The sequence below is a fragment of the Paenibacillus sp. FSL R7-0128 genome (assembly GCF_038002245.1).
Lineage (GTDB): Bacteria > Bacillota > Bacilli > Paenibacillales > Paenibacillaceae > Paenibacillus_AQ > Paenibacillus_AQ silagei.
In genome coordinates this window covers 6144161-6170695 of sequence record NZ_JBBOCD010000001.1, presented here as the reverse complement: position 1 = coordinate 6170695, position 26535 = coordinate 6144161, and the positions used below count along the sequence as shown (strand labels likewise).

25 protein-coding genes are annotated in these 26535 nt (G+C 54.3%); 22 read left to right on the top strand and 3 right to left on the bottom strand.

Annotated features, from left to right (window positions below):
- The first annotated feature begins 134 nt into the window (after positions 1 to 134).
- The 3 genes from NST26_RS26025 to NST26_RS26015 are packed head-to-tail and all read left to right on the top strand — an operon-like array spanning position 135 to position 1861.
- Positions 135 to 491: a winged helix-turn-helix transcriptional regulator gene (locus NST26_RS26025; RefSeq protein ID WP_340980176.1), complete on the top strand. Its 357-nt coding sequence runs from the start codon at positions 135 to 137 to the stop codon at positions 489 to 491.
- A 59-nt stretch (positions 492 to 550) separates the two neighbouring features.
- Entirely contained in the window at positions 551 to 973 is a 423-nt protein-coding gene (locus NST26_RS26020; protein ID WP_036723521.1) for a MarR family winged helix-turn-helix transcriptional regulator, read from the top strand.
- Positions 974 to 1024: 51 nt separating this feature from the next.
- Positions 1025 to 1861 carry an alpha/beta hydrolase gene (locus tag NST26_RS26015; RefSeq protein WP_340980175.1) on the top strand — a complete coding sequence of 279 codons (837 nt, stop codon included), beginning with the start codon at positions 1025 to 1027 and terminating at the stop codon, positions 1859 to 1861.
- 108 nt (positions 1862 to 1969) lie between these two features.
- Here NST26_RS26015 and NST26_RS26010 read toward each other — a convergent pair whose 3' ends face one another.
- Together NST26_RS26010 and NST26_RS26005 are read right to left on the bottom strand one after the other, a co-directional pair.
- Positions 1970 to 2155 (bottom strand): hypothetical protein, encoded by a 186-nt coding sequence (locus NST26_RS26010; protein WP_036723496.1) that lies wholly within the window; start codon positions 2153 to 2155, stop codon positions 1970 to 1972.
- A 252-nt stretch (positions 2156 to 2407) separates the two neighbouring features.
- Entirely contained in the window at positions 2408 to 2974 is a 567-nt protein-coding gene (locus NST26_RS26005; RefSeq protein WP_340980174.1) for a hypothetical protein, read from the bottom strand.
- A gap of 254 nt (positions 2975 to 3228) precedes the next feature.
- Between NST26_RS26005 and NST26_RS26000 the strand changes: the two genes are divergently transcribed.
- Genes NST26_RS26000 through NST26_RS25990 form a run of 3 tightly spaced genes read left to right on the top strand, consistent with a single transcriptional unit; the run spans position 3229 to position 5736 of the window.
- Positions 3229 to 4227 (top strand): ABC transporter substrate-binding protein, encoded by a 999-nt coding sequence (locus NST26_RS26000; RefSeq protein ID WP_036723493.1) that lies wholly within the window; start codon positions 3229 to 3231, stop codon positions 4225 to 4227.
- Positions 4208 to 4990, top strand: coding sequence for an ABC transporter ATP-binding protein (locus tag NST26_RS25995; protein WP_339250754.1), 783 nt, complete (start codon positions 4208 to 4210; stop codon positions 4988 to 4990). Before NST26_RS26000 ends, NST26_RS25995 begins: the two co-directional genes overlap by 20 nt.
- Positions 4984 to 5736, top strand: a complete 753-nt coding sequence (locus NST26_RS25990; protein ID WP_339250752.1) for an ABC transporter permease — start codon at positions 4984 to 4986, stop codon at positions 5734 to 5736. The genes NST26_RS25995 and NST26_RS25990 overlap by 7 nt, the downstream gene beginning before the upstream one ends.
- Before the next feature lie 549 nt (positions 5737 to 6285).
- On the opposite strand, the gene NST26_RS25985 is transcribed toward NST26_RS25990, so the two are convergent.
- Entirely contained in the window at positions 6286 to 7113 is an 828-nt protein-coding gene (locus NST26_RS25985) for a TerC family protein (RefSeq protein WP_076083072.1), read from the bottom strand.
- 701 nt (positions 7114 to 7814) lie between these two features.
- Between NST26_RS25985 and nifB the strand changes: the two genes are divergently transcribed.
- The 16 genes from nifB (at position 7815) to NST26_RS25905 (ending at position 26247) form a co-directional block, all read left to right on the top strand.
- Positions 7815 to 9182, top strand: coding sequence for a nitrogenase cofactor biosynthesis protein NifB (gene nifB / locus NST26_RS25980; RefSeq protein WP_340950520.1), 1368 nt, complete (start codon positions 7815 to 7817; stop codon positions 9180 to 9182).
- Between the two features lie 6 nt (positions 9183 to 9188).
- Entirely contained in the window at positions 9189 to 10055 is an 867-nt protein-coding gene (nifH, locus tag NST26_RS25975; RefSeq protein ID WP_339250748.1) for a nitrogenase iron protein, read from the top strand.
- Positions 10056 to 10277: 222 nt separating this feature from the next.
- The gene (nifD, locus tag NST26_RS25970; protein ID WP_036723484.1) at positions 10278 to 11735 is read left to right on the top strand and encodes a nitrogenase molybdenum-iron protein alpha chain; all 1458 of its coding nucleotides are present in this window, start codon (positions 10278 to 10280) and stop codon (positions 11733 to 11735) included.
- Positions 11732 to 13291, top strand: coding sequence for a nitrogenase molybdenum-iron protein subunit beta (nifK, locus tag NST26_RS25965; RefSeq protein ID WP_340980172.1), 1560 nt, complete (start codon positions 11732 to 11734; stop codon positions 13289 to 13291). Before nifD ends, nifK begins: the two co-directional genes overlap by 4 nt.
- Before the next feature lie 88 nt (positions 13292 to 13379).
- Positions 13380 to 14744, top strand: coding sequence for a nitrogenase iron-molybdenum cofactor biosynthesis protein NifE (gene nifE, locus NST26_RS25960; RefSeq protein ID WP_036723480.1), 1365 nt, complete (start codon positions 13380 to 13382; stop codon positions 14742 to 14744).
- A complete protein-coding gene (gene nifN / locus NST26_RS25955; RefSeq protein ID WP_036723479.1) occupies positions 14734 to 16062 on the top strand; it encodes a nitrogenase iron-molybdenum cofactor biosynthesis protein NifN in 1329 nt (442 codons plus the stop codon). The genes nifE and nifN overlap by 11 nt, the downstream gene beginning before the upstream one ends.
- Positions 16037 to 16447, top strand: coding sequence for a nitrogen fixation protein NifX (nifX, locus tag NST26_RS25950; protein WP_036723478.1), 411 nt, complete (start codon positions 16037 to 16039; stop codon positions 16445 to 16447). Before nifN ends, nifX begins: the two co-directional genes overlap by 26 nt.
- On the top strand, positions 16431 to 16997 hold the full coding sequence (locus tag NST26_RS25945; RefSeq protein WP_036723476.1) for a DUF269 domain-containing protein: 567 nt from the start codon (positions 16431 to 16433) through the stop codon (positions 16995 to 16997). The genes nifX and NST26_RS25945 overlap by 17 nt, the downstream gene beginning before the upstream one ends.
- Positions 16998 to 17032: 35 nt before the next feature.
- On the top strand, positions 17033 to 17785 hold the full coding sequence (locus NST26_RS25940; RefSeq protein WP_340950530.1) for a HesA/MoeB/ThiF family protein: 753 nt from the start codon (positions 17033 to 17035) through the stop codon (positions 17783 to 17785).
- Entirely contained in the window at positions 17782 to 18924 is a 1143-nt protein-coding gene (locus NST26_RS25935) for a homocitrate synthase/isopropylmalate synthase family protein (RefSeq protein ID WP_036723473.1), read from the top strand. Before NST26_RS25940 ends, NST26_RS25935 begins: the two co-directional genes overlap by 4 nt.
- Before the next feature lie 390 nt (positions 18925 to 19314).
- Positions 19315 to 20091 carry a Cof-type HAD-IIB family hydrolase gene (locus tag NST26_RS25930; RefSeq protein WP_340980873.1) on the top strand — a complete coding sequence of 259 codons (777 nt, stop codon included), beginning with the start codon at positions 19315 to 19317 and terminating at the stop codon, positions 20089 to 20091.
- A gap of 376 nt (positions 20092 to 20467) precedes the next feature.
- Positions 20468 to 21760, top strand: coding sequence for a BclA C-terminal domain-containing protein (locus tag NST26_RS25925; RefSeq protein WP_340980170.1), 1293 nt, complete (start codon positions 20468 to 20470; stop codon positions 21758 to 21760).
- Between the two features lie 254 nt (positions 21761 to 22014).
- Positions 22015 to 23730 (top strand): glycoside hydrolase family 13 protein, encoded by a 1716-nt coding sequence (locus NST26_RS25920; RefSeq protein WP_340980168.1) that lies wholly within the window; start codon positions 22015 to 22017, stop codon positions 23728 to 23730.
- Positions 23731 to 23840: 110 nt separating this feature from the next.
- Positions 23841 to 23966 carry a hypothetical protein gene (locus NST26_RS25915; RefSeq protein ID WP_268748450.1) on the top strand — a complete coding sequence of 42 codons (126 nt, stop codon included), beginning with the start codon at positions 23841 to 23843 and terminating at the stop codon, positions 23964 to 23966.
- 506 nt (positions 23967 to 24472) lie between these two features.
- Entirely contained in the window at positions 24473 to 25210 is a 738-nt protein-coding gene (locus tag NST26_RS25910; RefSeq protein ID WP_340980167.1) for a class I SAM-dependent methyltransferase, read from the top strand.
- A gap of 41 nt (positions 25211 to 25251) precedes the next feature.
- Entirely contained in the window at positions 25252 to 26247 is a 996-nt protein-coding gene (locus NST26_RS25905; RefSeq protein WP_340980166.1) for an MBL fold metallo-hydrolase, read from the top strand.
- The last annotated feature ends 288 nt before the right edge of the window (positions 26248 to 26535 follow it).

Here is a 26535-nt window from a genome sequence, read left to right as displayed (position 1 = left end):
AAAGTAACAAGGTTACCTCAAGGTGTGCACTAGACTTAATAATATAAGAAAGACGGCAAAGCCGTTTCCACTTGCAGGATATTGTGGCATGCTTAGAGAAGTAGGTTCAATTTAAGACGGGTGAGGTGCCAGAGATGAAGCAATATCATTTAGGGATCGAGGCAACACTTGAGATTATCGGCGGGAAATGGAAGTCGCTGATCATATGTATACTGATGTCGGGGACCAAGAGGACCAGTGAACTCCAGCGCAGTATTCCAGGCATCTCGCAAAAAGTTCTAATTCAGCAGCTTCGTGAGCTGGAACGGGACGGGATCATCGGCAGAGTGGTCTACAGCCAAATGCCGCCCAAAGTGGAATATTACATCACCGAGTATGGAGTGACAGCCAATGAAATCATTGACCTGATGTGCTCCTGGGGCAGAACCAATATTGCGATCCGGCAGAAGCGGGGTGAGGAAGTCATGCTGCTTGATAAGGACTCTGAATAGGAGCAGAACTGATGTACTAATCTATTGACAATGGTTTGATATCAAACTATAATCCCTGTATGGAGACCAGAGACGCTATTTCACTTATATCCAAGATCCGCGAGAAGGTTAACCGCTTCATCGTTCAAGAGATGGCGAAGCAGGGAGTAGACGGCATTGCCACCTCACACGGAGATATTCTTTATGCGCTGCTGTCTAAGCACAGACTCACCATGGCTGAGATCTCGGCACATATTCATAAGGACAAATCTACGGTTACAGCACTTGTGGATAAGCTGGTCCGGCTGGGACTGGTTAAGAAGGAGAGGGATCAGGAGGACACACGGTACGTATACGTTACTCTAACCGGGAAGGGGAAGGCGCTGGAGCCGGTATTTGAATCGGTCTCTTCTGCTATGCTGAAGCAGTTCTACCGCGATATCACGGAAGAGGAGCAGACAATTTTGCTGGCGATTTTAATAAAAATCAATCATAATTTCTAAAAATTTGGTGTGATAGTTTGATATCAAACTAATTGGGGGAAGGACACTACAATGAGGGACTATACTGATGAATTACCGCCGCATACAGAGATATATGTCGGTGAGCATGATCTCTATCTGGAGATTTATAAGGGAGAAGAGGCGAGAAAAGGCCAGGAACAGGAGAATAAGGTACCCCTACTGTTTGTACACGGTGCCTATACCGGAAGCTGGATGTGGAGCAAGTACATTCCCCATTTCATCCGTGAAGGCTGGACATGTTATGTGATGAATCTGAGAAGTCATTACCGGAGCCGGGTGCTGGATATGACGCAAATTACCTTTGAAGATTATCTGGAGGATATCCATGAAGTGATGCGGGTGATCCAAGCTGAATGCGGAGTTGCTCCTGCCCTAATCGGGTTCAGCATGGGCGGAATTCTTAGCCAGAAGGTGGCGGAGACAGCCGGGCTGGCCGGACTTGTGTTGATTGATTCGAGTCTATGCAGAGAGGTACATGAGGAGGTCCCTTATACGGATATCGTTAAGACAGTACCGGGTAACGTAGTACCCGCACCGGTCCGCGAAGAGGAGATCAGCCTGGATGAGACGGCAGAAGACATAGCGTTTCAGCGAAAATACCTGACGATGGAGTCCGCCAAGGCGTTTCGAACCTTTTCTTATCATTTCGGGGCAGCAGGGGTATCCGTAGACAGCGGGTTCATTACTTGCCCTTGTCTGGTGATCCATGCCATTAACAGTGATGAGGATGAGCGTCGGGGCAGAGCTAATGCAGCGTATTTCAGCGCAGCCTACACAGGTCTTTGGAACACCACCCATACCGGCCTTCTCGTAGGACAGCGCTATCAGGAAGCGGCACAGACGATCCTGCGGTGGTTAGCAATATAATGAATCAAGTGCAACAAATAAAAGGCCGCCTGAGCCGGGATGCTCCCGTTCCTTAGCGGCCTTAACCTAATAGGTGAAGGGTGTTCTATATATACATCTAACTGTAAATTAGTGAAATTTGACAGTCTTGATGCGCGATTCCTGCTCGTAAGTTAGCGGGCTTGGCGTTGGCGGTGTGTGCAGATGGCGGTGTGCGCTGTATTCCATTCTCCGGTAATCCTCTTCTCCGGAAGCCATCCCCGGCTGCCACATCCCGGTTACCCAATTCTTCAGTTCCTTAATTCCTGCCAGCATTGCATTCATCCTCCTTGGCGATGAAATACGGTAATGAACCTCTGGGACATCTCTTTTGGTTACGCTTTCATTATAACATACATAATCCATAAAGCAATGGAGTGTCCGCCTGTTAAAGACAAATAAATAAGGAATAATGTTGTGATAACTGGGTTTGTATTTGTATAAGAGAACAATGTCCTCGTGAGATGGACTGCGTGCGGGCAACAAAAAAAGCGGCAGCCGGGAGGGCGGTCGCTTAGTGGCAGGATGTTATGCAGAAGCAGCTAAACGTTTCATTTCAGCTTCCTGATCTATAGAACGCCGGGCCAGGATATCCAGCGTTGCGTCATGTCCTCTTAGGCTCCGGTCAATTCGCTCCAGAGAATCCCGGCCAGCAACGACTTCAGTATTCACTTCGGACACCGCCTGCTGAATAAGCGGAATCAGCTTGGTATCTTCTTTGATGCTTTCGATATCAGCCTTGACGGTAACGATATCATCCTTGATGGTAAGGATGTCGGCCTTGACGTTTTCAATTTCATCCTTGATGATCACCAGCTCGGCCGTAATTTCAGACTTGAATGCAGTGAATTCTGACTGAAGATTTTGAACATCGGCCTTGAGTCCTGAAATTTCGGATTTGATCCCTGTGATTTCAGACTTCATTCCTGTAACTTCGGATTTAACTCCTGAAATTTCGGATTTTAGTTCTGTGATTTCGGACTTCATTCCTGTAACTTCGAATTTAACTCCTGAAATTTCCGATTTTAATTCTGTAATTTCGGACTTTACTCCTTGCAGCTCGGCAAGAATCTGCTGGAGAATTACATCGCTCATAGGGCACAGCTCCTTAGATAGGGTTGGAATAGGACTGCTGCTTGAAGGGGGATACCTGCGGAATAGGTACAGGTCATTATAGCATATTTGCGTCATTATTGGGTGCTGCTGTAAAAAGAATTCCATGAACATATTGGACATTAGAAAACTGATACTTAAATTTATAAATATACAAAATAGGACAATGGGTGTACTATGTATGTGAATAAATTCGCATGAAGCGTAACCGATAAGAGATGGGGGAATCAAGATTCATGAAGACAAGAAACTGGAAACACCTTATGAAGCTAGTCGTGCTGACTGCTGCTGTCAGTGTAGTAGCTGCCGGATGCGGTAGCGCAAATCAGGCAGGAAATGCCAAAGATACTAATACAGGAGCTGCTACAGCTGTACCTGCTGAGGCCGTTACGATATCGCTGGGACTGCTGCCATCCATCGATGCAATTCCTTTTATTATTGCCCATGAGCAGGGATTTGATCAGAAGCATCATGTGAACCTGGATATCCAGACCTTCAAGAGCGCGAAGGATCGTGATGTGGCTTTTCAGGCGGGTAAGGTAGATGGCCTCAGTGCGGATCTGGTGGCGATCTCGATCTATAATGAAGCAGGACTCGATGTCAAAATCACCAGCACGACCACAGGTGAATTCGACCTGCTGACCGGAAATGATGAAGTGAAAGAGGTAAAGGATCTGAAGGGGAAGACCGTCATCCTGTCCAAGAATACCTCAACCCAGTATACCGTTGCCATGATGCTGAAGCAGGCAGGCCTGACGGAAGCCGATATTACTGTAACGGAAGTGCCGCAGATTCCAACGCGTCTGGAGCTGCTTAAGAATCATAAGGCGGATGCGGCTGTTTTGCCGGAGCCTTTTGTCACCATGGGCCGTACTGCCGGTCTGCGCGTTCTCAGCTCCACCCATAGTGCGGGGATCAATCCGTTTGTGCTGGCTTTTCCACAGAGTGCCATTGATGCCAAGGGTCAAGGAATCCGCGATATGTACGCCGCTTATGATGAGGCTGTCGATTATATGAAGACGCATGACCAATCGGAATATATCGACCTGATTATTAAGGAAGTGGGCTATCCCGATACGCTGAAGAATGAGATTAAGGTGCCGGAGTATCTGCCTGCGAACCAGGTGGATGTGAAGGAAGTGGAGGCTGCTTTTGCCTGGGCCCGTGAAAAAGGACTGTTGACCAAAACACTATCGGCTGAAGATGTGATCTCCGATGTCCAGTTTAAAAAATAGCGGTCTCCGCATTAATCAGCTCCATGTAGCTTATCAGAACGGGCAGCTGGCCCTGGGGGAAATGAACCTGACCCTGCCGGAGCACGGGATTTATACGGTGATCGGTCCCTCGGGCAGCGGCAAATCCACGCTGCTGCGGGCGATTGCCGGACTGCTGCCTGGTTACGAGGGGGAACTGCTTTTCAATGACAGATCTGTCCATGAGAAGGAGACGCTGATCGGGCTGGTGCCGCAGAATTATGGTCTGCTGCCCTGGAAGACGGTCCGTGACAACATTCGGATTGCGATGCGGATCGCCCGTCCGGGCGGGGCAGGCCGGGGTAGGCGGCAGCAGGACCGGCAAATTATGCACTGGCTTGAATCCATGGGAATCGCCCAGCTCGCCGGCCGGTTTCCGCTCTCGCTGAGCGGCGGTCAGCAGCAGCGGGTGGCCATTGCCCGCGCCTTTGCCATACTGCCAACGCTTCTGTTGCTGGATGAGCCGTTCTCGGCGCTGGATGCCATTACGCGGGAAGGGCTGCAGCAGATTTTTATCGACAACTGGCAGGCGCATCCGGCGACCACGCTATTCGTGACCCACGATGTGGAGGAGGCGATTCTCTTGGGACAGAAGATTATCATCATGCTGCCGGGCCAGCAGGAGCCGCCAGAGATTCTCGATAACGCTGCTGTATTTGCCATGAAACATTCCCAGAAGCGGGAGAGCGATGAATACTTCGAGCAGACGAAGAGAATCCGAAAGGTAATGATGGAAAAATGGTAAAACGACGGCATTTTATTCACCTGCTGCGCCTGCTGCTTGTTTTTGCCGGAATGAATGCGCTCTGGTATGTCGCTTATCTGCTCATGAATCACGCGATTCTGCCCAGCCCCGGCGCGGTCTATAAGGCAATGTTTCAGCTTGGGGCCCATGATGTGGCGCTGAATGTCGGCTACAGTCTGATGCGCATCACTGAAGGTGTGCTGCTGGCTCTGCTGCTCGGTCTGCTGGCCGGTCTGCTGATGGGCCGCTCTCCCTTCTGGAACCGGGTACTGGACCCGGTCGTCTATCTGACCTATCCGATTCCCAAAATTGCGCTGTTGCCGGTGGTCATGCTCTTCTTCGGACTCGGAGAAACCTCCAAGGTGCTGATGATTATGCTGATCCTGCTGTTCCAGGTCATTATCTCGGTACGTGATGGTGTGAAGGCCATCCCCGAGAGTACTTATGATGTGCTGACGAGTATTGGTGCCAGCACGATGCAGAAATTCTGGAATGTGACGCTTCCCGGCGCTTTATCGGTGATCCTCAGTACGATTCGCATTTCGCTGGGTACAGCGATTTCCGTACTCTTTTTCACCGAAATCTACGGCACGGAGCATGGCATGGGCTTCTTTATCATGGATGCCTGGCTGCGGCTGGACTACCCTGAGATGTATGCCGGAATTATGCTGTTCAGTCTGGTGGGATTCGTGCTGTTCCTGCTGGTGGATGTGCTGGATTACAGATTCATGAAGTGGCGGAGATAGTGCTTGAGTGGGAGCAACGTGAGCACTTGGGTGGACGCTGCGCGAACGGACCGTTGTTTGGGTCGCTGTGGTCTCCAGATTTTTTTTATTCCCCTATGTGGTGAAAATCCGGAGACCAAGGCGACCGCTGCCGCTTCTACACAATCGTTCCGTCCTCTCCGCTGTTTAAGCGGTATACAATACATCTAAGTTTCAAAAACTCAAAAAGAAATCGCCCTTTTGGTAAGATGGAAGATCGACCATCCATCCCAAAGGGGCGATTTCTTTTTTATGGACTATATAAGACGCACTAAAGAATTAACAAAAAGCAAAAAGAAACGGAGGGGAAATTTGGAACTGTAGGAGCGGAAGCGACCGCCTGAAAGCTTTCCGAAGGAAAGCTCGCATCGTAAGCAAAAGCTGTATTTGGATATCTACCGCGAGCAGCGGTTTCAATCAGGAAATTCAAATACAATAGCGGCCGGAAGTCCAAATGTTCACCGCAGCGACGACCAAGCTTTGAGTTCTAATCTTAAGGGCATCTTATAGAGCTTTTCTTTCTAATATAGATTATTTACCGAGCTGCTTATCGACTTCCTTGACAGGATTCTCGCCGACATTCTCTTCGGTCTTGACACTGCTCATGAACCAGCCTGTAGCTGCAATGATGATCAGAACTACATAGAAGGTCAGTTTCCACCAGGTGCTGTGTGCGAAGTCTTCGGACAATACACCCAGAGCAGGATGGGCCAGCGTGATGACTGCGAGCTTAACCCCTACCCAGCCGACGATGAAGAAGGCAGCAACCTCAAGACCCGGACGGGTGTGAAGCAGCTTAACGAAGAAGGAAGCTGCGAACCGCATAATAACGAGACCAATGAACCCGCCCGCGAAGATTACAAGGAACTGTCCGCCGTCGAGGCCGCCGATGTTGCGGATACCACTTGCCGGAAGAGCAACGGCCAGGGCTACGGCTGCGAGGATGGAGTCTACGGCAAAGGCAATATCTGCTACCTCGACCTTAAGTACGGTGAACCAGAAGCTGGCTTTCTTCTTATTTACAGCTCCAGGGCTTCCGCTTTCAGCGGCGTCTTCCGTGACCGGCTTAGCGAATAACACTTTTCGGAAGATGTGATTCCCCGCGATAAATAACAGATATAGCGCACCGATGGCTTGTACCTGCCAGATGTCTACCAGATAGGAGATGACGAACAGCGATCCGAACCGGAACACAAACGCTCCAGCCAATCCGTAGAACAATGCCTTCTTACGTTCCTCATCAGGAAGATGCTTAACCATAATTGCGAGTACAAGTGCGTTGTCTGCGGCAAGCAGCCCTTCCAGTGCTACGAGAACGAGCAATACCCATCCGTACTCTAATAATAATCCCCAATCCATTGCTGTTTCCTCCTCAAGTGGGTTTAGCTGCTTTTTTGAGAAACTAACGGTGATACCATTAGTTTAACCAAAAATATATATAAAAAAGACCTTTACCAAACAGATTAGCCTTTGGAATAAAGGTAACCTGGTTGGTAAAGGTCTCGCTAACAATAATCTATTGCCGATAAAACCGGAGAATATCCTCATATTCTCGTATTGACGATTTTATCTAACAGCTACTCCCCTTTACGGGATTATATGAAATTTTAGGTGATTCGTTTCTGGCTAAAAGTATCATATCCGAGTTAAGAGGTGTTGTCAATGTTTTTGTGAGAACAACTATCAATAGAAATGACAGGCCTGAAAACGGAAACATGATAAGTATGGGTCATGTAAGTTGACATGTTATATGGCGAAACTGCAAACAAAAGGAAATAAAGGGCAAAACGAACGTTGGACTAATTGACGATCCCCGGTAATGAAAATATGATGAAACTAATTAAAGCGGCCAAGTGAATTTAATGTTAGATAAAATAACATTAACCAAAACAAAGGCTATTTGAACCATAAACTTAAGTTAGTGCTTCCGAAGCGAGTTTTGTACGCAGAATGCGCAGAGAAGCCTAGCTTACAAAACTTAGCGTATGCTTTCGAAGCGAGTTTTACTGCGAAGTGGTTTCAAGGAGTAAATGCTCCGTAAAACTTTTAGGAGGTGGGAAATGATGCAGCCGTCATGTCTATCAAGTGAAGCGGAAGAGGAGATTAGCCGCCACCCTTGCTACAGCGAGGAGGCCCACCGTTTCTATGCCCGGATGCACATCCCGGTTGCTCCCGCCTGTAACATCCAGTGCAATTACTGTAACCGCAAGTTCGACTGTGTGAATGAGAGCAGGCCGGGCGTGGTCAGTGAGGTGCTTACTCCGGAGCAGGCGGAACGCAAGGTGCGGGGAGTTGCCGCTGGGCTGATGCAGCTCTCGGTCGTGGGTGTAGCCGGACCCGGAGATCCGCTGGCGAACCCGGAGCAGACCTTCGATACCTTCGCCCGGGTCAGGAAGCATGTGCCTGATGTCTCCCTCTGTCTCAGCACTAACGGACTCACGCTGTACCGGCATGTGGATGAGATTATGGAGCTGGGCATTCGCCATGTCACGATCACCATCAACGCCATTGACCCTGAGGTCGGCCAGGCGATTTATCCCTGGGTGTTCGATGAAGGCGTACGGTACGAAGGCAGAGAGGCAGCCGAGCTGCTGATCCGCCGTCAATTACTGGGACTTGAGATGCTGGCGAAGCTGGGGATTCTGGTCAAAGTGAATTCCATTATGATTCCGGGGGTTAACGATCATCATCTGACTGCAGTGTCAGCGCGGGTAAAAGAGCTCGGAGCCACGCTGCACAATGTAACACCGCTTATTATCGCACCGGGCAGCCAGTATGAAGCGGATGGCCGCAAGGCACCCCGTCCGAAGGAATTGCTTAATTTGCAGGAGCAGCTGGGCCGCGGGGGAATGAAGGTTATGCGCCATTGCCGGCAGTGCCGGGCCGATGCGATCGGGCTGCTGGGCCAGGACCGCAATCCCGATTTTCCGCTCGAAGCGATGGAGGCTGAGCCAGTCATTAATGAAGAAGCCCGGGCGATGTTCCAGCGTGAGCTGGACACCAAGATCCGCGAGCGCGTCTTGGCCAGACAGGCCAGACGCATTCAGGCCGGCGGGCCGAAGACACGGGTCGCGGTTGCCACCAGAGGCGGCGACAAGGTGAATCAGCATTTCGGTCATGCCACTGAGTTCCTGGTCTACGACACCGACGGAACGGATGTACAGCTCCTGGGTGTCCGCAAGATCCAAGCCTATTGCCATGGCAAGGCCGATTGTAACGGTGACAAAGCAGCTACGCTGCAAGAAATTATATCAATTCTAAGTGACTGCCGTATTCTTCTCTGCTCCGGCATCGGCGAGGCCCCAAGGGCCAGCCTGAACGCAATCGGTGTCCTGCCTCTTGTCCGCAAAGGCGGCATTCAGGAAGCCATTCTCGAAAGCGTGAAGTACAGCTCTTATTTTGAAAAACTAAACATTTCGAAGGGATGATGAACAATGAGACAAATCGCGTTCTACGGTAAAGGCGGTATCGGTAAATCGACAACTTCACAAAACACCCTGGCTCAGCTGGCAACCAAATTCCAACAAAGAGTCATGATCGTAGGCTGCGACCCGAAGGCGGATTCCACCCGTCTGATCCTGAATACCAAAGCCCAGAACTCCGTGCTGGAGCTGGCGGCTGAGCTTGGCTCCGTAGAGGACCTGGAGCTTGAGGATGTGCTGCAGACAGGCTTCGGCGACATTATTAACGTAGAGTGCGGCGGACCGGAGCCGGGGGTAGGCTGCGCAGGACGCGGGATTATCACTGCAATTAACTTCCTGGAGCAGGAGGGCGCCTATCAGGATCTGGATTTCGTCTCCTATGACGTACTGGGTGACGTAGTATGCGGCGGGTTCGCCATGCCGATCCGTGAGGGCAAGGCCCAGGAGATCTATATCGTCTGCTCCGGCGAGATGATGGCGATGTACGCAGCGAACAATATCGCCCGAGGTATCCTGAAATATGCCACTAGCGGCGGCGTAAGACTCGGCGGCCTGATCTGCAACAGCCGGAATACAGACCGTGAGGATGAGCTGATCATGGAGCTGGCCCGCCGCCTGAACACACAGATGATTCACTTTGTTCCCCGCGACAACATCGTTCAGCATGCTGAGCTGCGCAGAATGACCGTAGCCCAATATAATCCTGAGCACCAGCAGGCGAAAGAATATGAAATACTGGCCGAGAAAATCCTCAATAACAAAATGCTGACGATCCCTACCCCGATCTCGATGGAAGAGCTGGAAGAGCTGCTGATGGAATTCGGCATCATTGAAGATGAAGAAGCTGCGATCAAGAAGCTGGCGGCTTCCGGGCAATAAGGCTTACTGAAGAACTTAACAAAAAGCGTAAAGAAGCGGAGGGGAAATTTGGAACTGGAGGAGCGGTAGCGTCCGCCTTTGTCTCCGGATGTTATCCGCTAAGCGGAATAATAAAAAACATCTGGAGACAACAGCGGCTGGAAGTCCGAATGTTCACCGCAGTGACGACCACGCTTTAAGTTCAACTCATAGGTAAGCCATTAAGAAAAGGAGGGTCAAACCATGGGACTCAATATTGAAGAGAATCAGAAGCTGGTTGAAGAGATTCTGGAAGCCTATCCCAAAAAGGCGCGGAAGGACCGTGAGAAGCATTTTCAGGTGGCGGATGAAAAGGCCATTGATTGCAGCACCTGTGCGGTAAAGTCCAATATCAAATCCCGTCCGGGTGTCATGACCCCGCGCGGCTGCGCCTATGCCGGCTCCAAAGGGGTGGTCTGGGGTCCGATCAAGGATATGGTCCATATCAGTCACGGGCCGGTGGGCTGCGGACAGTATAGCTGGGGCTCACGCCGTAACTTTGCGAATGGGACGCTTGGCATCGATAACTTTACGGCGATGCAGATTACCAGTGATTTTCAGGAGACGGATATTGTGTTCGGCGGGGATAAGAAGCTGGCCGTCATTATGCGTGAGATTACCGAGATGTTCCCGCTGGCTAAGGGGATCTCTGTCCAGTCGGAATGTCCGGTCGGCCTGATCGGTGATGATATCGAAGCGGTGTCGAAGAAGATGTCCAAGGAGCTGGAAATGCCGGTTGTTCCGGTACGCTGCGAAGGCTTCCGCGGAGTCAGCCAGTCGCTGGGCCATCATATTGCGAACGATGCGATCCGTGACTTCGTGATGGGCCGTGCCGAGCTGGCAGAGACCGGTCCCTACGATGTGAATATCATCGGCGACTATAACATTGGCGGCGACGCCTGGGCCTCCCGTATCCTCCTGGAAGAGATGGGCCTGCGCGTTATTGCCCAGTGGTCCGGTGACGGCTCTCTGAACGAGCTGGAGGTAGCCCACAAGGCGAAGCTGAACCTGATCCACTGCCATCGCTCCATGAACTATATGGTAGACCATATGGAGAAAACCTACGGTATCCCTTATCTGGAATACAATTTCTTCGGGCCTACGAAGACGTATGAGAGCCTGCGGGCGATTGCAGCCTTGTTCGATGAGACAATTCAAGAGAATTGCGAGCAGATGATTGCCAGATACAAGCCGGTCATGGATGCAGTGATCCGCAAATACAGACCTCGTCTGGAAAATAAGACCGTCATGCTGATGATCGGGGGCCTGCGTTCCCGCCATACCATCGGTGCTTATGAAGATCTGGGGATGGATATCGTAGCCTCCGGTTATGAATTCGCCCATAAGGATGACTATGAGAAGATGCTCCCGATGCTTGCCGAGGGAACCATTGTCATGGATGATCCTACAGCTTATGAGCTGGAAGAGCTCACGAAGAAGATGAACATTGATCTGGTGGGCTCAGGCGTGAAGGAGAAATATGTCTATCACAAGATGGGCGTGCCGTTCCGTCAGATGCATTCCTGGGATTACAGCGGCCCGTATCACGGCTTCGACGGCTTTAAGGTGTTCGCTAAGGATATGGATATGACCGTGAACAGCCCGGTATGGGATCTGGTGAGCAGACAAGGAACAATGGAGCCGAAGGAGGCGGGCGTATGAGCAGGGATGAACTGAACATTAAAGATAATACCAGCTTGTTCAAGGAAGAGCGTTATGTGCAGCAGCGGGAGAACAAGAAGCAGTTCGAAGCGCCCTGCAGCGAGCAGGAGACCGCCGAAGCACTCGCGTACTCCAAGTCCGCCGAATATATGGAGAAGAATTTCAACCGCCAGAATGTGGTGATCAATCCGCATAAAGCGTGCCAGCCGCTGGGTTCGGTCATGGCCGCGCTCGGATTCGAGAAGACACTGCCGTTCGTACACGGGTCGCAGGGCTGTAACGCCTACTTCCGCAGCCATCTCAGCCGCCACTTCAAGGAGCCTACGCCGTCCGTGTCCACGTCCATGACAGAGGATGCCGCTGTATTCGGCGGGATGAATAACCTGATTGACGGTCTAGAGAACAGTGTCGCCTTGTACAAACCGGAGATGGTTGCGATCTGTACCACCTGTATGGCTGAGGTCATCGGGGATGACCTGAACTCTTTTATCGGCAATGCCCGCATTAAAGGGGTGATCAGTGAGGAATATCCGGTAGCCTACTGCAACACGCCGAGCTTCGTCGGCTCACATATCACTGGCTACGACGCCATGATCAAGGGCATCCTCAGCTACCTCTATACCCGTTCGGGTATAGAGAGTAAGCCGGGAAGCGGCGCGGAGAGCGGAGAGAAGCTGAATGTGATGCTGGGCTTTGAGCCATACACCGGGAACTTCGCGGAGCTGCGCAAGATTCTGGGAGCCTTCGATACCAAGTACACCATACTTGGAGACCACAGCGGAAACTACGATTCACCGGCAACCGGAGAGTATGAATACTACTACGGCGGCACGAAGCTTGCGGATGTTCCGCAGGCAGCCAATGCGCTTGCCACCCTGTCCCTGCAAAAGTATACACTGAAAAAGACCCAGGAATATATCAGCGTTACCTGGAACCAGCAGCTGGCAGCGTTATCCACGCCGCTGGGCATTAAGGGCACAGATACGCTGCTGGATACGATCAGCGAACTGACCGGTCTCCCGATTCCAGCAATACTCACGGAAGAACGCGGCCGTGTCGTGGATGCGCTGATGGACAGTCACCCTTACCTGCATGGCAAGCGGGTAGCGCTGGTAGGCGACCCGGACCTGCTCATCGGCCTGATCGGGTTCTGCCTGGAGACCGGGATGGAGCCGGTGCACATTATCTGCTCGAACGGTGATGTGGATTTCAATGAAGTGAAGTTCAAGGACGAAGCTGAATCGCTGCTAGCAGCAAGCCCGTATGGCACCGAAGCTACTGTGCATGTCGGCAAAGACCTGTGGCATATGCGCTCGCTGCTGCTGAATGACAAGGTGGATCTGGCGATTGGCAGCTCCCATCTGAAGTTTGCCGCCAAGGATGCGGAGGTGCCGCTGGTGCGGGTCGGCTTCCCGATCTTCGACCGCCATCATATGCACCGTTATCCGATTATCGGGTATCAGGGAACACTCAACCTGCTCAGCCTGATCGTGAACACGATTTTGCAGCAGCTTGATGATCATAACTCCGGCTTTAATTTTGAGCTGGTGCGCTAGAGCCGTTTGTCTTTAGCCATTAATAAGATAGAAGTGCGCAAGATTCGTGTGGAACACAAGCCTCTTAAGCGAAGGAGATGAAGAGCCGATGGACCCTTTACGGCAAGATGATTTTGATTCCCAGGCTTGCGGGAGTATAGCGCCTAAGGCGAAGCCCTGTCCAAGGCCCAAGCCGGGCGAAGCTGCTGGAGGCTGCTCCTTCGACGGAGCCCAGATCACGCTGCTGCCGATTATGGATGCTGCGCATCTGGTTCACGGACCGATTGCCTGCGCCGGAAACAGCTGGGAGAGCAGAGGCGCGTTATCCAGCGGCCCCTCCCTGTCCCAATACGGCTTCGCTACGGATCTTACGGATTCTGATATTATTTTTGGCGGCGAGAAGAAATTGAAGGACAGCATTGATTATATTGCCGGGCGCTTTGCGCCTCCGGCAATATTTGTATATTCAACCTGCGTGACCGCGCTGATCGGCGAAGATATGGATGCGGTCTGCAAGGAGGCGGGGGACCGGATCGGGATTCCTGTTATCCCGGTGAACAGCCCTGGCTTTGTCGGCAGCAAGAATCTCGGGAACCGGCTGGCGGGGGATGCGCTGCTGCAGTATGTCATCGGGACGGGAGAGCCGGACCCGGAGACGGCCCTGGGGGTCAACCTGATCGGGGAGTACAATATTGCCGGTGAGATGTGGGATATTGAGAAGCTGATGAACAGCGCCGGGATCGCCGTAACCTCGCGGATTACAGGGGATGCCCGCTATAAAGAAATTACGTGGGCACACCGGGCGAGAGTGAATATGGTGGTCTGCAGCCGGGCGCTGCTGGGCCTTGCCAAGGAGATGGAGGCGAGATACGGTATCCCGTATTTCGAAGGCTCGTTCTATGGTGCGAAGGAGACGACCTATTCGCTGCGCCAGATGGCCTATCTGATGAATGACCGGGAGATGGAGCGGCGTGTGGATCGCCTCACCGAGCGGGAGGAAGCCCGGCTCGGCCAGGAGCTGCGGCCTTACCGCAAGCTGCTGAGGGGGAAGCGGGCTGTACTCTATACGGGGGGCGTCAAAAGCTGGTCCGTCATCTCGGCCCTGAAGGAGCTGGGCGTTCAGGTCGTCGGCGTAGGGACGAACAAAAGCACGGAGGATGATGTGCGGCGGATTGCCGACCGTGTGGGTGATGATACAGAATACATTCCCGAGGGCGGGGCCAGCCGGATTATTAAGACGGTAAGAGAGCGCAAGGCGGATATTATGATTGCCGGCGGCCGCAATATGTATGTGGCGATGAAAGAGCAGATTCCCTTCATTGATATTAATCAGGAGCGCCACAAAGCGTATGCCGGATATGAAGGGCTGCTGCGACTGGCCAAAGAGCTGACCTATTCACTTGCGAACCCGATCTGGAAGCTGGCAGCAAGCCCCGCTCCCTGGGATAAGGAGGCACCGCCCTATGACCGTTAACCGGAGAAAAAAGCCCGCATCTGTCAACCCGATGAAGATCGGGCAGTCGCTGGGTGCCGTACTGGCCTTGCAGGGCTGTTACCGGGCCATGCCGCTGATTCACGGCTCCCAGGGCTGCTCCGCTTTTCCGAAGGCGCTCCTGACCCGGCATTTCCGGGAACCGATAGCCGTTCAGACCTCGGCGCTGCAGGAGATGGATGTCATCTTCGATGCCAACCGCAATCTGGAGGAGGCGCTGAATCTGGTGCTGAGCAAGCACCGCCCGGATATCATCGGCATCATTGGGACGGAATTGACCGATGTAGCCGGTGTGGATTATCAGAACATGCTTAAGACGTATAAAAGAGAGCGGAATATGCGCGGTGGTCTCGCCTTCTCCGTGGTACTGCCTGATTTTCGCGGATCGCTGGAATCGGGCTTCAGCTCTACGGTGGAGTCTATGATTGACGAGATGATCCAGCAGGCAGGACACCGGGGGCAAAGAAGTGTAAATACCCGGCAGATTACCCTGCTGCCGGGCTCGTTCTTAACCCCGGCCGATGTGATGGAGCTGAAGGAGATCATCTCCTCCTTCGGCTTCGAGGTGATTGCGCTGCCGGATATCTCGACCTCCTTGTCCGGCCATCTGCTGACCGGGTTCTCGCCGCTGACGCGCGGCGGGGTTCCGCTGGACTCTATGCTTCAGAGCCTGCAGTCCGGTCTGACGATTGCGGTCGGCGGCAGCATGGAGCGTCCGGCCAGACGGCTGCACAATGCGATAGGGACCCCGTATAAGGTATTCGAAGGGGCAATGGGGCTTAAAGCAACCGATGAACTGCTGCACTTCCTGCATCAGATCAGCGGGGAGCCGGTGCCGCTCCGGTATTGCTGGCAGCGGGAGAATCTGCTCGACAGCATGCTGGACGCCCATTTTCAATTTGCCGGAATGTCGGTTGTTGCCGCATTGGAACCGGATCATCTGCATTCGGTCTCGGGGTGGCTGGAGGAGCTGGGCGTAGAGCAGAAGGCGCTGATCACTTCGTTCGAGACCCCGCTTATTGCCGGAATGGAGCGCGAGGTGTGGGTGGGCGATCTGGATGATGCCGAGGTGCTGGGTAAGGGAGCAGATCTCTGGATCAGCAATTCCCACGGGATCGCCGGGGCGCAGCGGACCGGAGCGGCCTTCATGCCGGCCGGGTTCCCGGTCTGGAATGAGCTTGGCGCCTACATGTCCGTCTCGGTGGGGTACCGGGGAGCGATGGAATGGAGCAATAAGGCAGGTAATCTGTTAATGCAAAGGGAGGCAGAACACCGTGAAAGTAGCGTTCGCCACAGATGATGGAAGCCGTGTGAATGCGCATTTCGGACAGAGTCCGATGTTCGCTGTATATAATGTAACGAAAGCCGGAGCCGAACTGGTGGAGCTGCGCAGATTGTCTGCCGTACAGCACCAGGATGAAGCAGGAAAAATCGAAAGCCGCCTGGATTCCGTAGGCGACTGCACCTTGATCTTCATCATGCAGATCGGCGCATCGGCCGCTGCACGGGTAACCCGCCGGAAAATCATGCCGGTGAAGGTGGCGTTCGGCAGCCCTATCGAGGAGCAGCTGAAGCGGCTGGTCGAGATGCTTCAGGGCAAGCCGCCGATGTGGCTGGCCAAGGTGCTGCGGGCGGAGGAAGCGGAAGAGAATGAAGGAGGAGAAGCGGATGGAACCCATGGCTAATGAGAGTGCGGCGCTGCAGGGTACAGTGATTCCAGGAGCTGCGGCGGCGAGACTGCGCAGCCCCAGAGCGCGCAAGGAGCTGAATCCGGAGACCGCAGATGCCCTGATCCGGCGTCTGTGTCATCTTCTGGATGCCGGAGATTTCTTTGGACGTAACAGCAGCCTTCCTCCGCTGGAGAAGATCGCGAAGCTGTTCCTGGCGTCTGCCGGGGATAAGGATCAATCGGAATTCAATTGCGCGGTGTCGCCCAAGGTCCGCCAGCAGGTGCCGCTGCTGTTCCAGGCCATGGCAGGTGTCATGGAGGAGAGAACCGGCCTTATGATCCAGAGCACGGCGGAGATTAACGGCGAGGGCTTCGGACGGGGGCTGCTCTACAGCGGCAGAGTCATTGTGGTGCTTAAGAGCCTGCGGGCCGGCTTCCCCTTCCCGTTCACTTCGGCTGAGAAGACGATTTCGTACGGGGTGGAGTGCATTGAAGAAGGAATGGCCTTTCTGGAGAAATATAAGGAGCTGACTTCAGCGCACGGCCTGCTTAGCCTGGAGGGCTAGGGAGTATATGAATTCAGTCACAGGGGGAGTCAGGGATGGAGCAGCTTGCCGGAGGGTTGGAGCTGGAACGGTACACCCGGCAGCTGAAGCTGGTCGGGGAAGACGGGCAGAAGGCGCTTAAGGAAGCGACGGTTATGGTCGCCGGAATCGGCGGGCTTGGCGGAACGGCTGCCCTCTATTTGGCGGCGGCTGGAGTAGGCCGGCTTATTTTGGCCCATGAGGGGGTCATTGTAGCCCCTGACCTGAACCGGCAGATTCTGATGGACAGCGGGCATCTGGGTCAGGAGCGGATGAGTACGGCGATTGCCCGGCTGAAGCAGCTGAATCCGCATGTAGAGATTGAAGGCTATAATTCCAGAATTGAATATCCTCAGGCACGCCCCTGGGTGGAATCGGCCGATCTTGTGATCGATGCCCGCTACGACTTCCCGGAGCGTTATGCGCTGAACCGGCTATGTGTCGATACGAATACACCTATGGTGGAAGCGGCCATGTATGGCTTTGAAATATCGCTTACTACGGTGATTCCCGGACTTACGCCTTGCCTCGAGTGCCTGTATCCGGAACTGCCGCCGCAGTGGGAGCCGCTCGGGTTCCCGGTTCTGGGCGCCACCTCCGGGATTGCCGGTTGTCTGGCAGCGCTGGAGGCCGTAAAATGGATTACAGGGGTAGGGACAACTTACGCGGGCGTAATGCATCGCTTCAGCTCACTCGACTTCGCCTGTTATAGCGTCCGTATTGCCCGTAATCCGAATTGCGCTTGCTGCGGAGAGGGAGGTAAACCGTGAAACGTCTCAAGCTATGTGACACGACACTCAGGGATGGTGAACAGGCGGCTGGAGTATCATTCACGAGGGCGGAAAAGCTGGAAATCGCAAAGTTGCTGTCGGAGAGCGGAGTAGAGCAGGCAGAGGTAGGCATTCCTGCCATGGGCAAGCGGGAGCAGGAGGATATTGCCGCTGTTGCTGAGCTGGGATTACCCATGAAGCTAATGACATGGAACCGCTCGGTGCCAGGGGATATTGACAAGGCCAAGGCTACCGGCGTGAACTGGAGCCATATCTCCATCCCGGTGTCGGAGATTCAGCTGCAGGGCAAGCTGGGGCTGACGCCCCGGGAAGGTCTGAACAAGCTGCTGCGTACCGTGGAGTACGGGCTGCGGCAGGGCATGACCGTATCGGCAGGCATGGAGGATTCCTCAAGGGCGGATATGAGCTTCCTGATTGAAGTGGTGAATACCTTATACAAGGAAGGCATCCGCCGGTTCCGGTATGCAGATACTGTCTCGGCCCATCATCCGGGCCAGATGGCAGAGCGGGTAAGCCGGCTGCTGGGAGAAGTGCCTGAGGATGTGGAGCTGGAGGTACACTGCCACAATGACTTCGGGCTGGCCTGTGCGAACACGCTCAGCGGAATAGCTGCCGGAGCGGTGTGGGCCAGTACCACGGTGGCCGGGATCGGCGAGAGGACCGGCAATGCGGCCATGGAGGAAGTAGCCATGGCCTGGCGCTATTTGTACGGCGGGGAATGCGCGGTCCGGCTGGAGGGGCTCCAGGGCCTCGCCGACAAGGTAATCGCCGCGTCCGGCCGCAGTGTCGGCGATGCGAAGCCGGTCGTGGGACAGCTCGCCTTCACCCATGAATCCGGGATTCATGTGGACGGGCTTATGAAGGAGCAGGAGACGTATCAGTTCTTCGATCCGGCGGTGGTCGGCCGCGCGCACCGCTATGTGCTGGGCAAGCATTCCGGCAGCGGCGGCGTGGCCCATGTGCTGGAGCAGCAGGGACTTGCGGTCAGCGCCGAGACGGCCGGCCGTCTGCTGGAGAAGGTCCGTGCCTACGCGGAGGCCCGCAAGGGCACTGTGCCGGAAGTCATGCTGCTGCAGTGGCTGATGGAAGAGCAGCAGCGCGCGCAGAATGCGGTATAGGCAACGCACTAAAGAATTTAACAAAAAGCAAAAAGAAGCGGAGGGGAAATTTGGAACTGTAGGAGCGATAGCGACCGCCTTTGTGTTTGGATTTCTACCACGAGGAGTGGTTGCAATTAGGAAATCCAAAATACAACAGCGGCCGGAAGTCCAAATGTTCACCGCAGTGACGACCAAGCTTTGAGTTCTACTCTAAGTGCGTTTTATATATGCTGATGCTTAAGCTGGGCTGTCCTCCATGTGGAGTGCGGCGCAGCTTTTTTTGGAATACAACGGCTGATGATATCCGGGGCTTGCAGGCCGGGGGGAGAATAGACTCTACTTTGACGGAGGATTTTGTTACAATTTGAGCAGGCTGTAAATAGGCAGAGCGTATGGAGAAGGGAAGGCATCACTTTGAAGAAAACGATTTTTTTCGATATTGACGGTACGATCTATGATGAAGACAAGAATATTCCGGCTTCCACCAGAGAAGCGATAGCGGAGCTGAAGAGACGCGGGCACCATGTAGCAATTGCTACCGGAAGAGCGGATTATATGTTCGAGGGGCTGCGCGGGGAGCTGAGAATTGACTCATATGTCTCGCTGAACGGGCAGTATGTAGTCTATGAAGGGAAGCCGGTGTACAAGAACCCGATTGCGACCAGCGTGCTGGAGGAGCTGACCTTGTTCGCGGAGAAGCTGGATCACCCTGTTGCGTATACGGATACGGCGGGTATGAGAGTGAATGTGGCCGATCATGAGTACATCAATACGAGCGTTGGTTCGCTGAAGCTGGTATTTCCGACGCATGACGCCGGATATTTCCTGAAGAATGACATTTACCAGGCGATGATCTTCTGTCCGCAGGAGAGTCAGCAGATCTATGCCGAGCGGTACCCGGAGCTGAGTTTCATCCGCTGGCACCCGCTGTGTATGGATGTGCTGCCCGGCAACGGCTCCAAAGCGAACGGGATCGCGGAGATGTTGAAGGTGATCGGGGTGGAGAAGGAAGAGGTCTATGCTTTTGGCGATGGCTTGAATGATGTGGAGATGCTGGGGTATGTCGGGTATGGCATTGCCATGGGAAACGGTGAGCAGGAAGCAAAGGCGGCCGCCTCCTTCATTACGAAATCTGTCCGCGAGGACGGGATCTATGAAGGCTTGAAGATGGTCGGGCTGCTGTAAATAGGAGCACTCGGTTGCTATGGTCTCACTTCATTGAACTCTTGAGGGGATATTCTTACTCCCGGATTTAGCATGGTGCTTTACTGGAAGAGTATTCGATTGCAGTTTATGCAATGGAATACTCTTTTTTGCATTGCAATCAAATATGATCAACGGGGCAATGAAAGCTTTTTGTCCGGCAATAGTATATGTTTTTGGTGGACGGGTGGTGAGCGGGTATGAGAACAAATTCCGGCCTGATGGGGTGAATTGAGCTAGTCCATCCTGTACAATTAACCACTTTTCCATAAAATAATTATTTGCCTACAGGATGAATGTCCATGCCCTTTCTGGGTGAACGGAGTAGGATACATAGAGTCTATAGGAGGTGTCGAATATGGGTCGTACGGAACATAAGAAGAAAAAGCGGAGCTGCACAGAGGAGCTTATGGGATGCCCTTTGCCGAGAGCGAAACGTCCCGTGAGAAAACGGAAGGACAACAATTGCAGCTGCAAGAAAAATATTATCGTCAAAAAGCAAATTGTCCGCGTTAATATTCCATTAGGTGCTTTGGGTGCAGCCGGAGCCGCAGGAGCCTTGAATGCGGCTGGAGCTGTAGAAGCACTGGGAACAGCTGGAGCAGCCGGAGCCGCAGGAGCGCTGGGAGCCGCCGGAGCCGCAGGTGCGCTCGGAGCCGCAGGAGCGGCCGGTGCGCTTGGGGCGGTTGGAGCAGCGGGAGCAGCGGGTGCACTTGGAGCCGCGGGAGCGGCTGGTGCGCTGGGAGCCGCAGGAGCAGGCGGGGCAGCAGGAGCAGGCGGGGCAGCTGGTGCCCGTGGAGTAGCCGGGGCTGCCGGGCTTCTGGGTGCAGCGGGAGCCGCCGGAGCATTGGGTGCAGCCGGAGCTCAGGGTGCACTCGGAGCCGCAGGAGCAGCTGGAGCAGCCGGTGCGTTAGGTGCAGCGGGAGCAGCTGGGATAGCCGGAGCGCTGGGAGGGATTGGCCCGGCAGGGCCAGCGGGCGCACCAGGACCCGCAGGACCTGCGGGAGCAGTAGGACCGGCAGGTCCCGCAGGAGCGGGCGGAGCGGCAGGCCCTGTAGGCCCGGCAGGTCCTGCCGGAGCAGATGGAGCAGCCGGACCCGCCGGGGCCACAGGCGCTACAGGTGCAGCAGGGCCAGCTGGAGCCACAGGGGCTACAGGTGTAGCAGGGCCAGCTGGAGCCACAGGGGCAACAGGAGTTGCCGGTCCAGCGGGTGCAACCGGGGCCACAGGAGCGGCTGGAGGAATCGCCCAGTTTGCTTATGTATATAATCTCGGAGCACAGGTAGTGCCGATTGAGGCAGATGTGTCTTTTGATACGAATGGGCTGATTACTCCGGGAATTACACATGCCCCTGGGACAACTACAATTTCGGTTGCCAATGCCGGAATCTATGAGGTTAATTTCTCGGTATCCGGTGTGGAGCCCAGCCAGTTCGCCCTATTCGTGAATGGGGCACAGGTTCCGGGAACGGTCTACGGATCGGGCGCAGGCACTCAGCAGAATACGGGGCAGGCGATCATCGCTTTATCCTCAGGTGATGTGCTGACGCTCCGGAATCACAGCTCGTCTGCCGCCGTCACACTGCAGACGCTGGCTGGCGGCACACAAGCCAATGTCAATGCTTCGATTGTGATTAAGCAGCTGGCCTAGCAGATCAACTGCAAGGATAAAGAGCAGGGTTGTTTAGAGGGCGGGGGACCTGATCGGGTTTCCGCCCTTTCTTTTTTCGGCAAGGGTCTATAAGGCTTGTAGATAAGCAGTTGTTGAAGTTGCTGTTCTGGGGTTGACACTTAAGGAGCAGTTATACGCTTTTTAGATAAATTGTTATTCAGTTCAGCCAGTGTGGTTAAGATATATTATTATGTCTAGCACCACAGGAATCGAGAGAAGCGGAGGTATCTGAAGTGAACCCTAAATGGTGGAAAGAGAGTGTTGTCTACCAGATCTATCCGATTAGCTTCATGGACAGTAACGGTGACGGCATTGGAGATCTGCGCGGGATCTTATCGAAGCTTGATTACTTGCAGGACCTCGGGGTGGATGTGATCTGGGTCTGCCCGATTTATAAATCCCCGAACCATGACAATGGCTATGATATCAGCGACTACTGCGACATTATGAAGGAATTCGGCACGATGGATGACTTCGACCTGCTGCTGTGCGAGATGCATTCCCGCGGCATGAAGCTGATGATGGATCTGGTGCTGAACCATACCTCGCATGAGCACCCGTGGTTCGTGGAATCGAGAAGCTCGAAGGATAATCCCAAACGGGACTATTATATCTGGCGCAAAGGCAAAAACGGCGGCCCCCCGAACAACTGGGAATCCTACTTCAGCGGCTCGGTCTGGGAGCTTGACCCCCGGACGGATGAATATTATCTGCACTTGTACTCCAGGTTCCAGCCCGATCTCAACTGGGAGAATCCGGCCGTCATCGACAAGCTGCACGAGATGGTGCAATGGTGGCTGAAGAAGGGTGTGGATGGCTTCCGCTTCGATGCAATTGCCCATATTGTGAAGGCGGAAGGCTACCCGGATGCCCTGAATCCAGGCGGCACCCCCACTGTCCGCGCCTATGACATGTTCTCGAACCTGAATCATGTGCATACCCTGCTGCAGAATCTGCACGATCAGGTGCTCTATTACTACGACATCATGACGGTAGGGGAGACCTCCGGGCTTGGGCCGGAGCAGGCGCTGGATTATGTCGGAGACGGACGCCGCGAGCTGAATATGACCTTTCAGTTCGAGCATATGAATCTGGATGCCGCCTCGCCGGGCAGCGGAAAATGGGATGTGGTGCCCTGGAAGCTGACGGAGCTTAAGACCATCATCAGCGATTGGCAGACCGTCCTGCATAACCGGGGCTGGAACGCCAACTATCTGTGTAATCACGACCAGCCGCGCTCGGTCTCGCGGTTCGGCGATGACCTGTACTACCGGGTTCCGTCGGCCAAGATGCTCGCCACCTTCATTCATATGCTTGAAGGCACGCCGTATATTTATCAGGGTGAGGAGATCGGCATGACCAATGTAGCCTTCGAGTCGATCGATGATTACCGGGATGTGGAGACCTTGAACTATTATGAGGAAAAGCGCAACGCCGGTGTTCCCGAAGCCGATATCATGGCTGCTATTCATACCAAAAGCCGCGACAATGCCCGGACTCCGATGCAATGGGATGATGGCGAGGATGGCGGGTTCACCACAGGTGTCCCGTGGATCAGGGTCAACTCGAACTCCCGGGAGATCAACGCAGCCAGCAGCGTCAAGGACCCCGACTCTATTTACAACTATTATAAGAAGCTGATCCAGCTGCGCAAAAAACATCAGGTCATCGTCTACGGCGAATATGGACTGCTGCTGAAGGAGCATCCCGAAATCTATGCCTATACCCGGACGCTGGAGGACGAGCGCCTGCTCGTGATCCTGAATTTCTTCGGGCATGAGCCGGTATTCGAGCTGCCGGAGGAATTCCAGCCGGCCGCGAAGCTGGAACTGCTGATCTCCAATTATGAGCCTGCTCAGGAGGAGGATCTCCAGCAGTTGAAGCTCCGCCCTTATGAAGCGCGCGTGTATCTCAAGCGGTTGGATAAGGGCTCTGCTAAAGCGAAGTGAAGCTATAACTCAGGATCCCATAACTTACTTCATAACCAAACGTACAGATGTGCAGCAGCCCCGGCGGTACCGGGGCTGCTGTTTGTGTTTGTTCAGGAAATTACGATTCCATGAATCGTTTCTGCTCTGTGGGGATGGTAGGGCTGAGGAAGGAGCGGGAGAAAGAGCAGGAGGAAGAGCAGGAGAAAGAGCAGGAAGAAGAGCAGGGGGAGGGGCAGCAGGAGGAGTGCAACTAATTTTCAGCGTATGCAGGACGGACTAGTTGAGGAGGTAAAATGTATGCGGAAAACCGAATACAATGGGCACATGGAGGGCGAGTGGGCCGAATGTATGCGGAAAACCGAATACAATGGGCACGTCGAGGGCGAGTGGGCCGAATGTATGCGGAAAACCGAATACAATGGGCACATGGAGGGCGAGTAGGCCGAATGTATGCGGAAAACCGAATACAATGGGCACGTGGAGGGCGAGTAGGCCGAATGTATGCGGAAAACCGAATACAATGGGCACGTGGAGGGTGAGTAGGCCGAATGTATGCGGAAAACTGAATACATATACGCCGCGAGGTAATACGTTTTTAACCCGCACTGTGATCCTATTCCTTTAAATATAAATAAATGATTATGTGTTGCAGGTCTGTGACTTCGCTGGGCTTCTATAGTAAAAGGCGGTACAATAGGCGTTATTAGAGACAGGGAAAGCCCGTGCGGTGAAGCGGGGTATGGAGGGAGTTAGGAGAGAGATGAGTGAGTGGTATGAGCAATGTTTTGGCGAGGACTATCTGATTGTATACAGACACAGGGATTTCAGCGGTGCGCGTCATGAGGTGGAGAGCCTGATCCAGTGGCTTGGCCTGCCCCGGGGCGCGAAGGTGCTGGACCTCTGCTGCGGCATGGGCCGCCATTCGCTGGCTCTGTCGCAGGCTGGCTATGAAGTAACGGGCGTGGATCTGTCGGAGGTGCTGCTGCGTGAGGCGCGTGCGCAGGCGGGTGCGGAGCAGGTAACCTGGCTGCGCTCGGATATGCGTGAGCTTCCGCTTACGGGCGGCTTCGATGCTGTGGTCAATTTGTTCACTTCTTTTGGGTATTTTGAAGAGGATGAGGAGCAGATTAAGGTGCTTAAGGAGATCTGCCGGATGCTGAAGCCGGGTGGCCGGTTCCTCATTGATTTCCTGAACCCGGCTTACGTCATCCGCCATCTGGTGCCCCATTCGGTCCGCGAGGATGGAGATATCACGATTGACGAGACCCGCCGGATCGAGGAGGGGTATGTGAAAAAGGAGATCCTGCTGACCTCGAAGGCCGGGAGCGCTCCGGCCCGCAGGTGCCAGGAACGGGTGAAGCTCTACACGCTGGAGGATTTCCGCAGAATGCTTGACGCTGCCGGGCTGCGGCTGGATACCGTTCACGGCGGCTACGATGAAGAGGAATATGACACTGAAGCCTCAGCCCGCATGATCTTCATGGGAGGCAGACCTTAGAGATGGCATCAGGGAGAGGGCTTAGAGGAGGCGAAGGAAGGTTGAACAAGGAGATCATTCAAGCTTGGGACGAAGGAGTTCTTCAGGTATCTGTACCAATGGGGCTGCCGCTGCGCCAGGTTAACAGCTATCTTCTGCCGGACAAGGACGGCAGGGTTACGGTCATTGATCCAGGACCGCATACACCGGCTGCCGAGCATGCCTGGCAGGGGGTACTCGAGGCGCTGAGCCTTACCTGGACGCAGGTGCGGGATATCGTGGTGACCCATCATCATCCCGACCATTACGGGCTGGCAGGCTGGATGCAGTCCCGCAGCGGAGCGCGGGTGTGGATGAGCGAGCGGGCGCATGCCGAGGCTGCCCTGGCCTGGGGGGACGAGGCGATTCTGAATGAAGCGCTGCCGCTCTTTTTCCGGCGGCATGGCATGCCGGAGGAGTGGCTTCTGGGTATCCGTGAGCATCTGGATAGCTTCCTGCCCGAGGTGACCCCGCAGCCGGAGGTCACCTATATCAATGCCGCGGAGCCGTTTGTGATGGGCAGCCGGAAATGGCAGCCCATTATCACAGGCGGGCATGCGCCGGGGCATGTGTCATTCTACCACGGCGGCAGCGGGCAGATCCTCTGCGGCGATGCTGTGCTGCCGCAGATCTCGCCCAATGTCGGCCTGCAGCCGGGCAGCGATCCGCAGCCGCTGCTGACGTTCCTGGAGGGGCTGCGGGAGTTGCGCAGCCTGCGGGTTACGCTGGCGTTCCCGGGCCACCGGGAACCGTTCCCGGGGTTCACGGCGCGGGCGGACAGCCTGCTCCGGCACCATGAGGAGCGGCTGGATGCTACAGCCGCGCTGCTCGCAGGCGGACCGCAGAGCGGGTTCGCGGTCTGCGAGGGGCTGTTCCGCAGCCGGGTCGCGACAGCGCACCAGATGCGGTTCGCCATGAGCGAGGCGCTGGCCCATCTGGCCGAGCTGGTGCGCCGGGGGCGGGCGGCCGAGACGGAGGCCGGGCCAGGCGGCGGCCTGCTTTTCACGGCTGTGGAGTAGACTGGTGCGAGGAAGCAGTGCGTGCTCCTGGCAGCAGATTACAACATACTGTAATCTGCTGCCGATAGCCCGCTGCTCATCACATGTAGTTCATAACACATACACGTAGCTCATCACACTCAGCCAATTCACAAGTAGCTCATAACACGTAACTCACAATTCATAACTCTTAAGCTCACAACCCGTAACTTACAACCCGTAACTCACAACCCGTAACTCAATGGTACAACCCGCTGCTGATACCCCGCTGCACACAACCCGTTGACTCTAACACGCTTATTCGCCTGA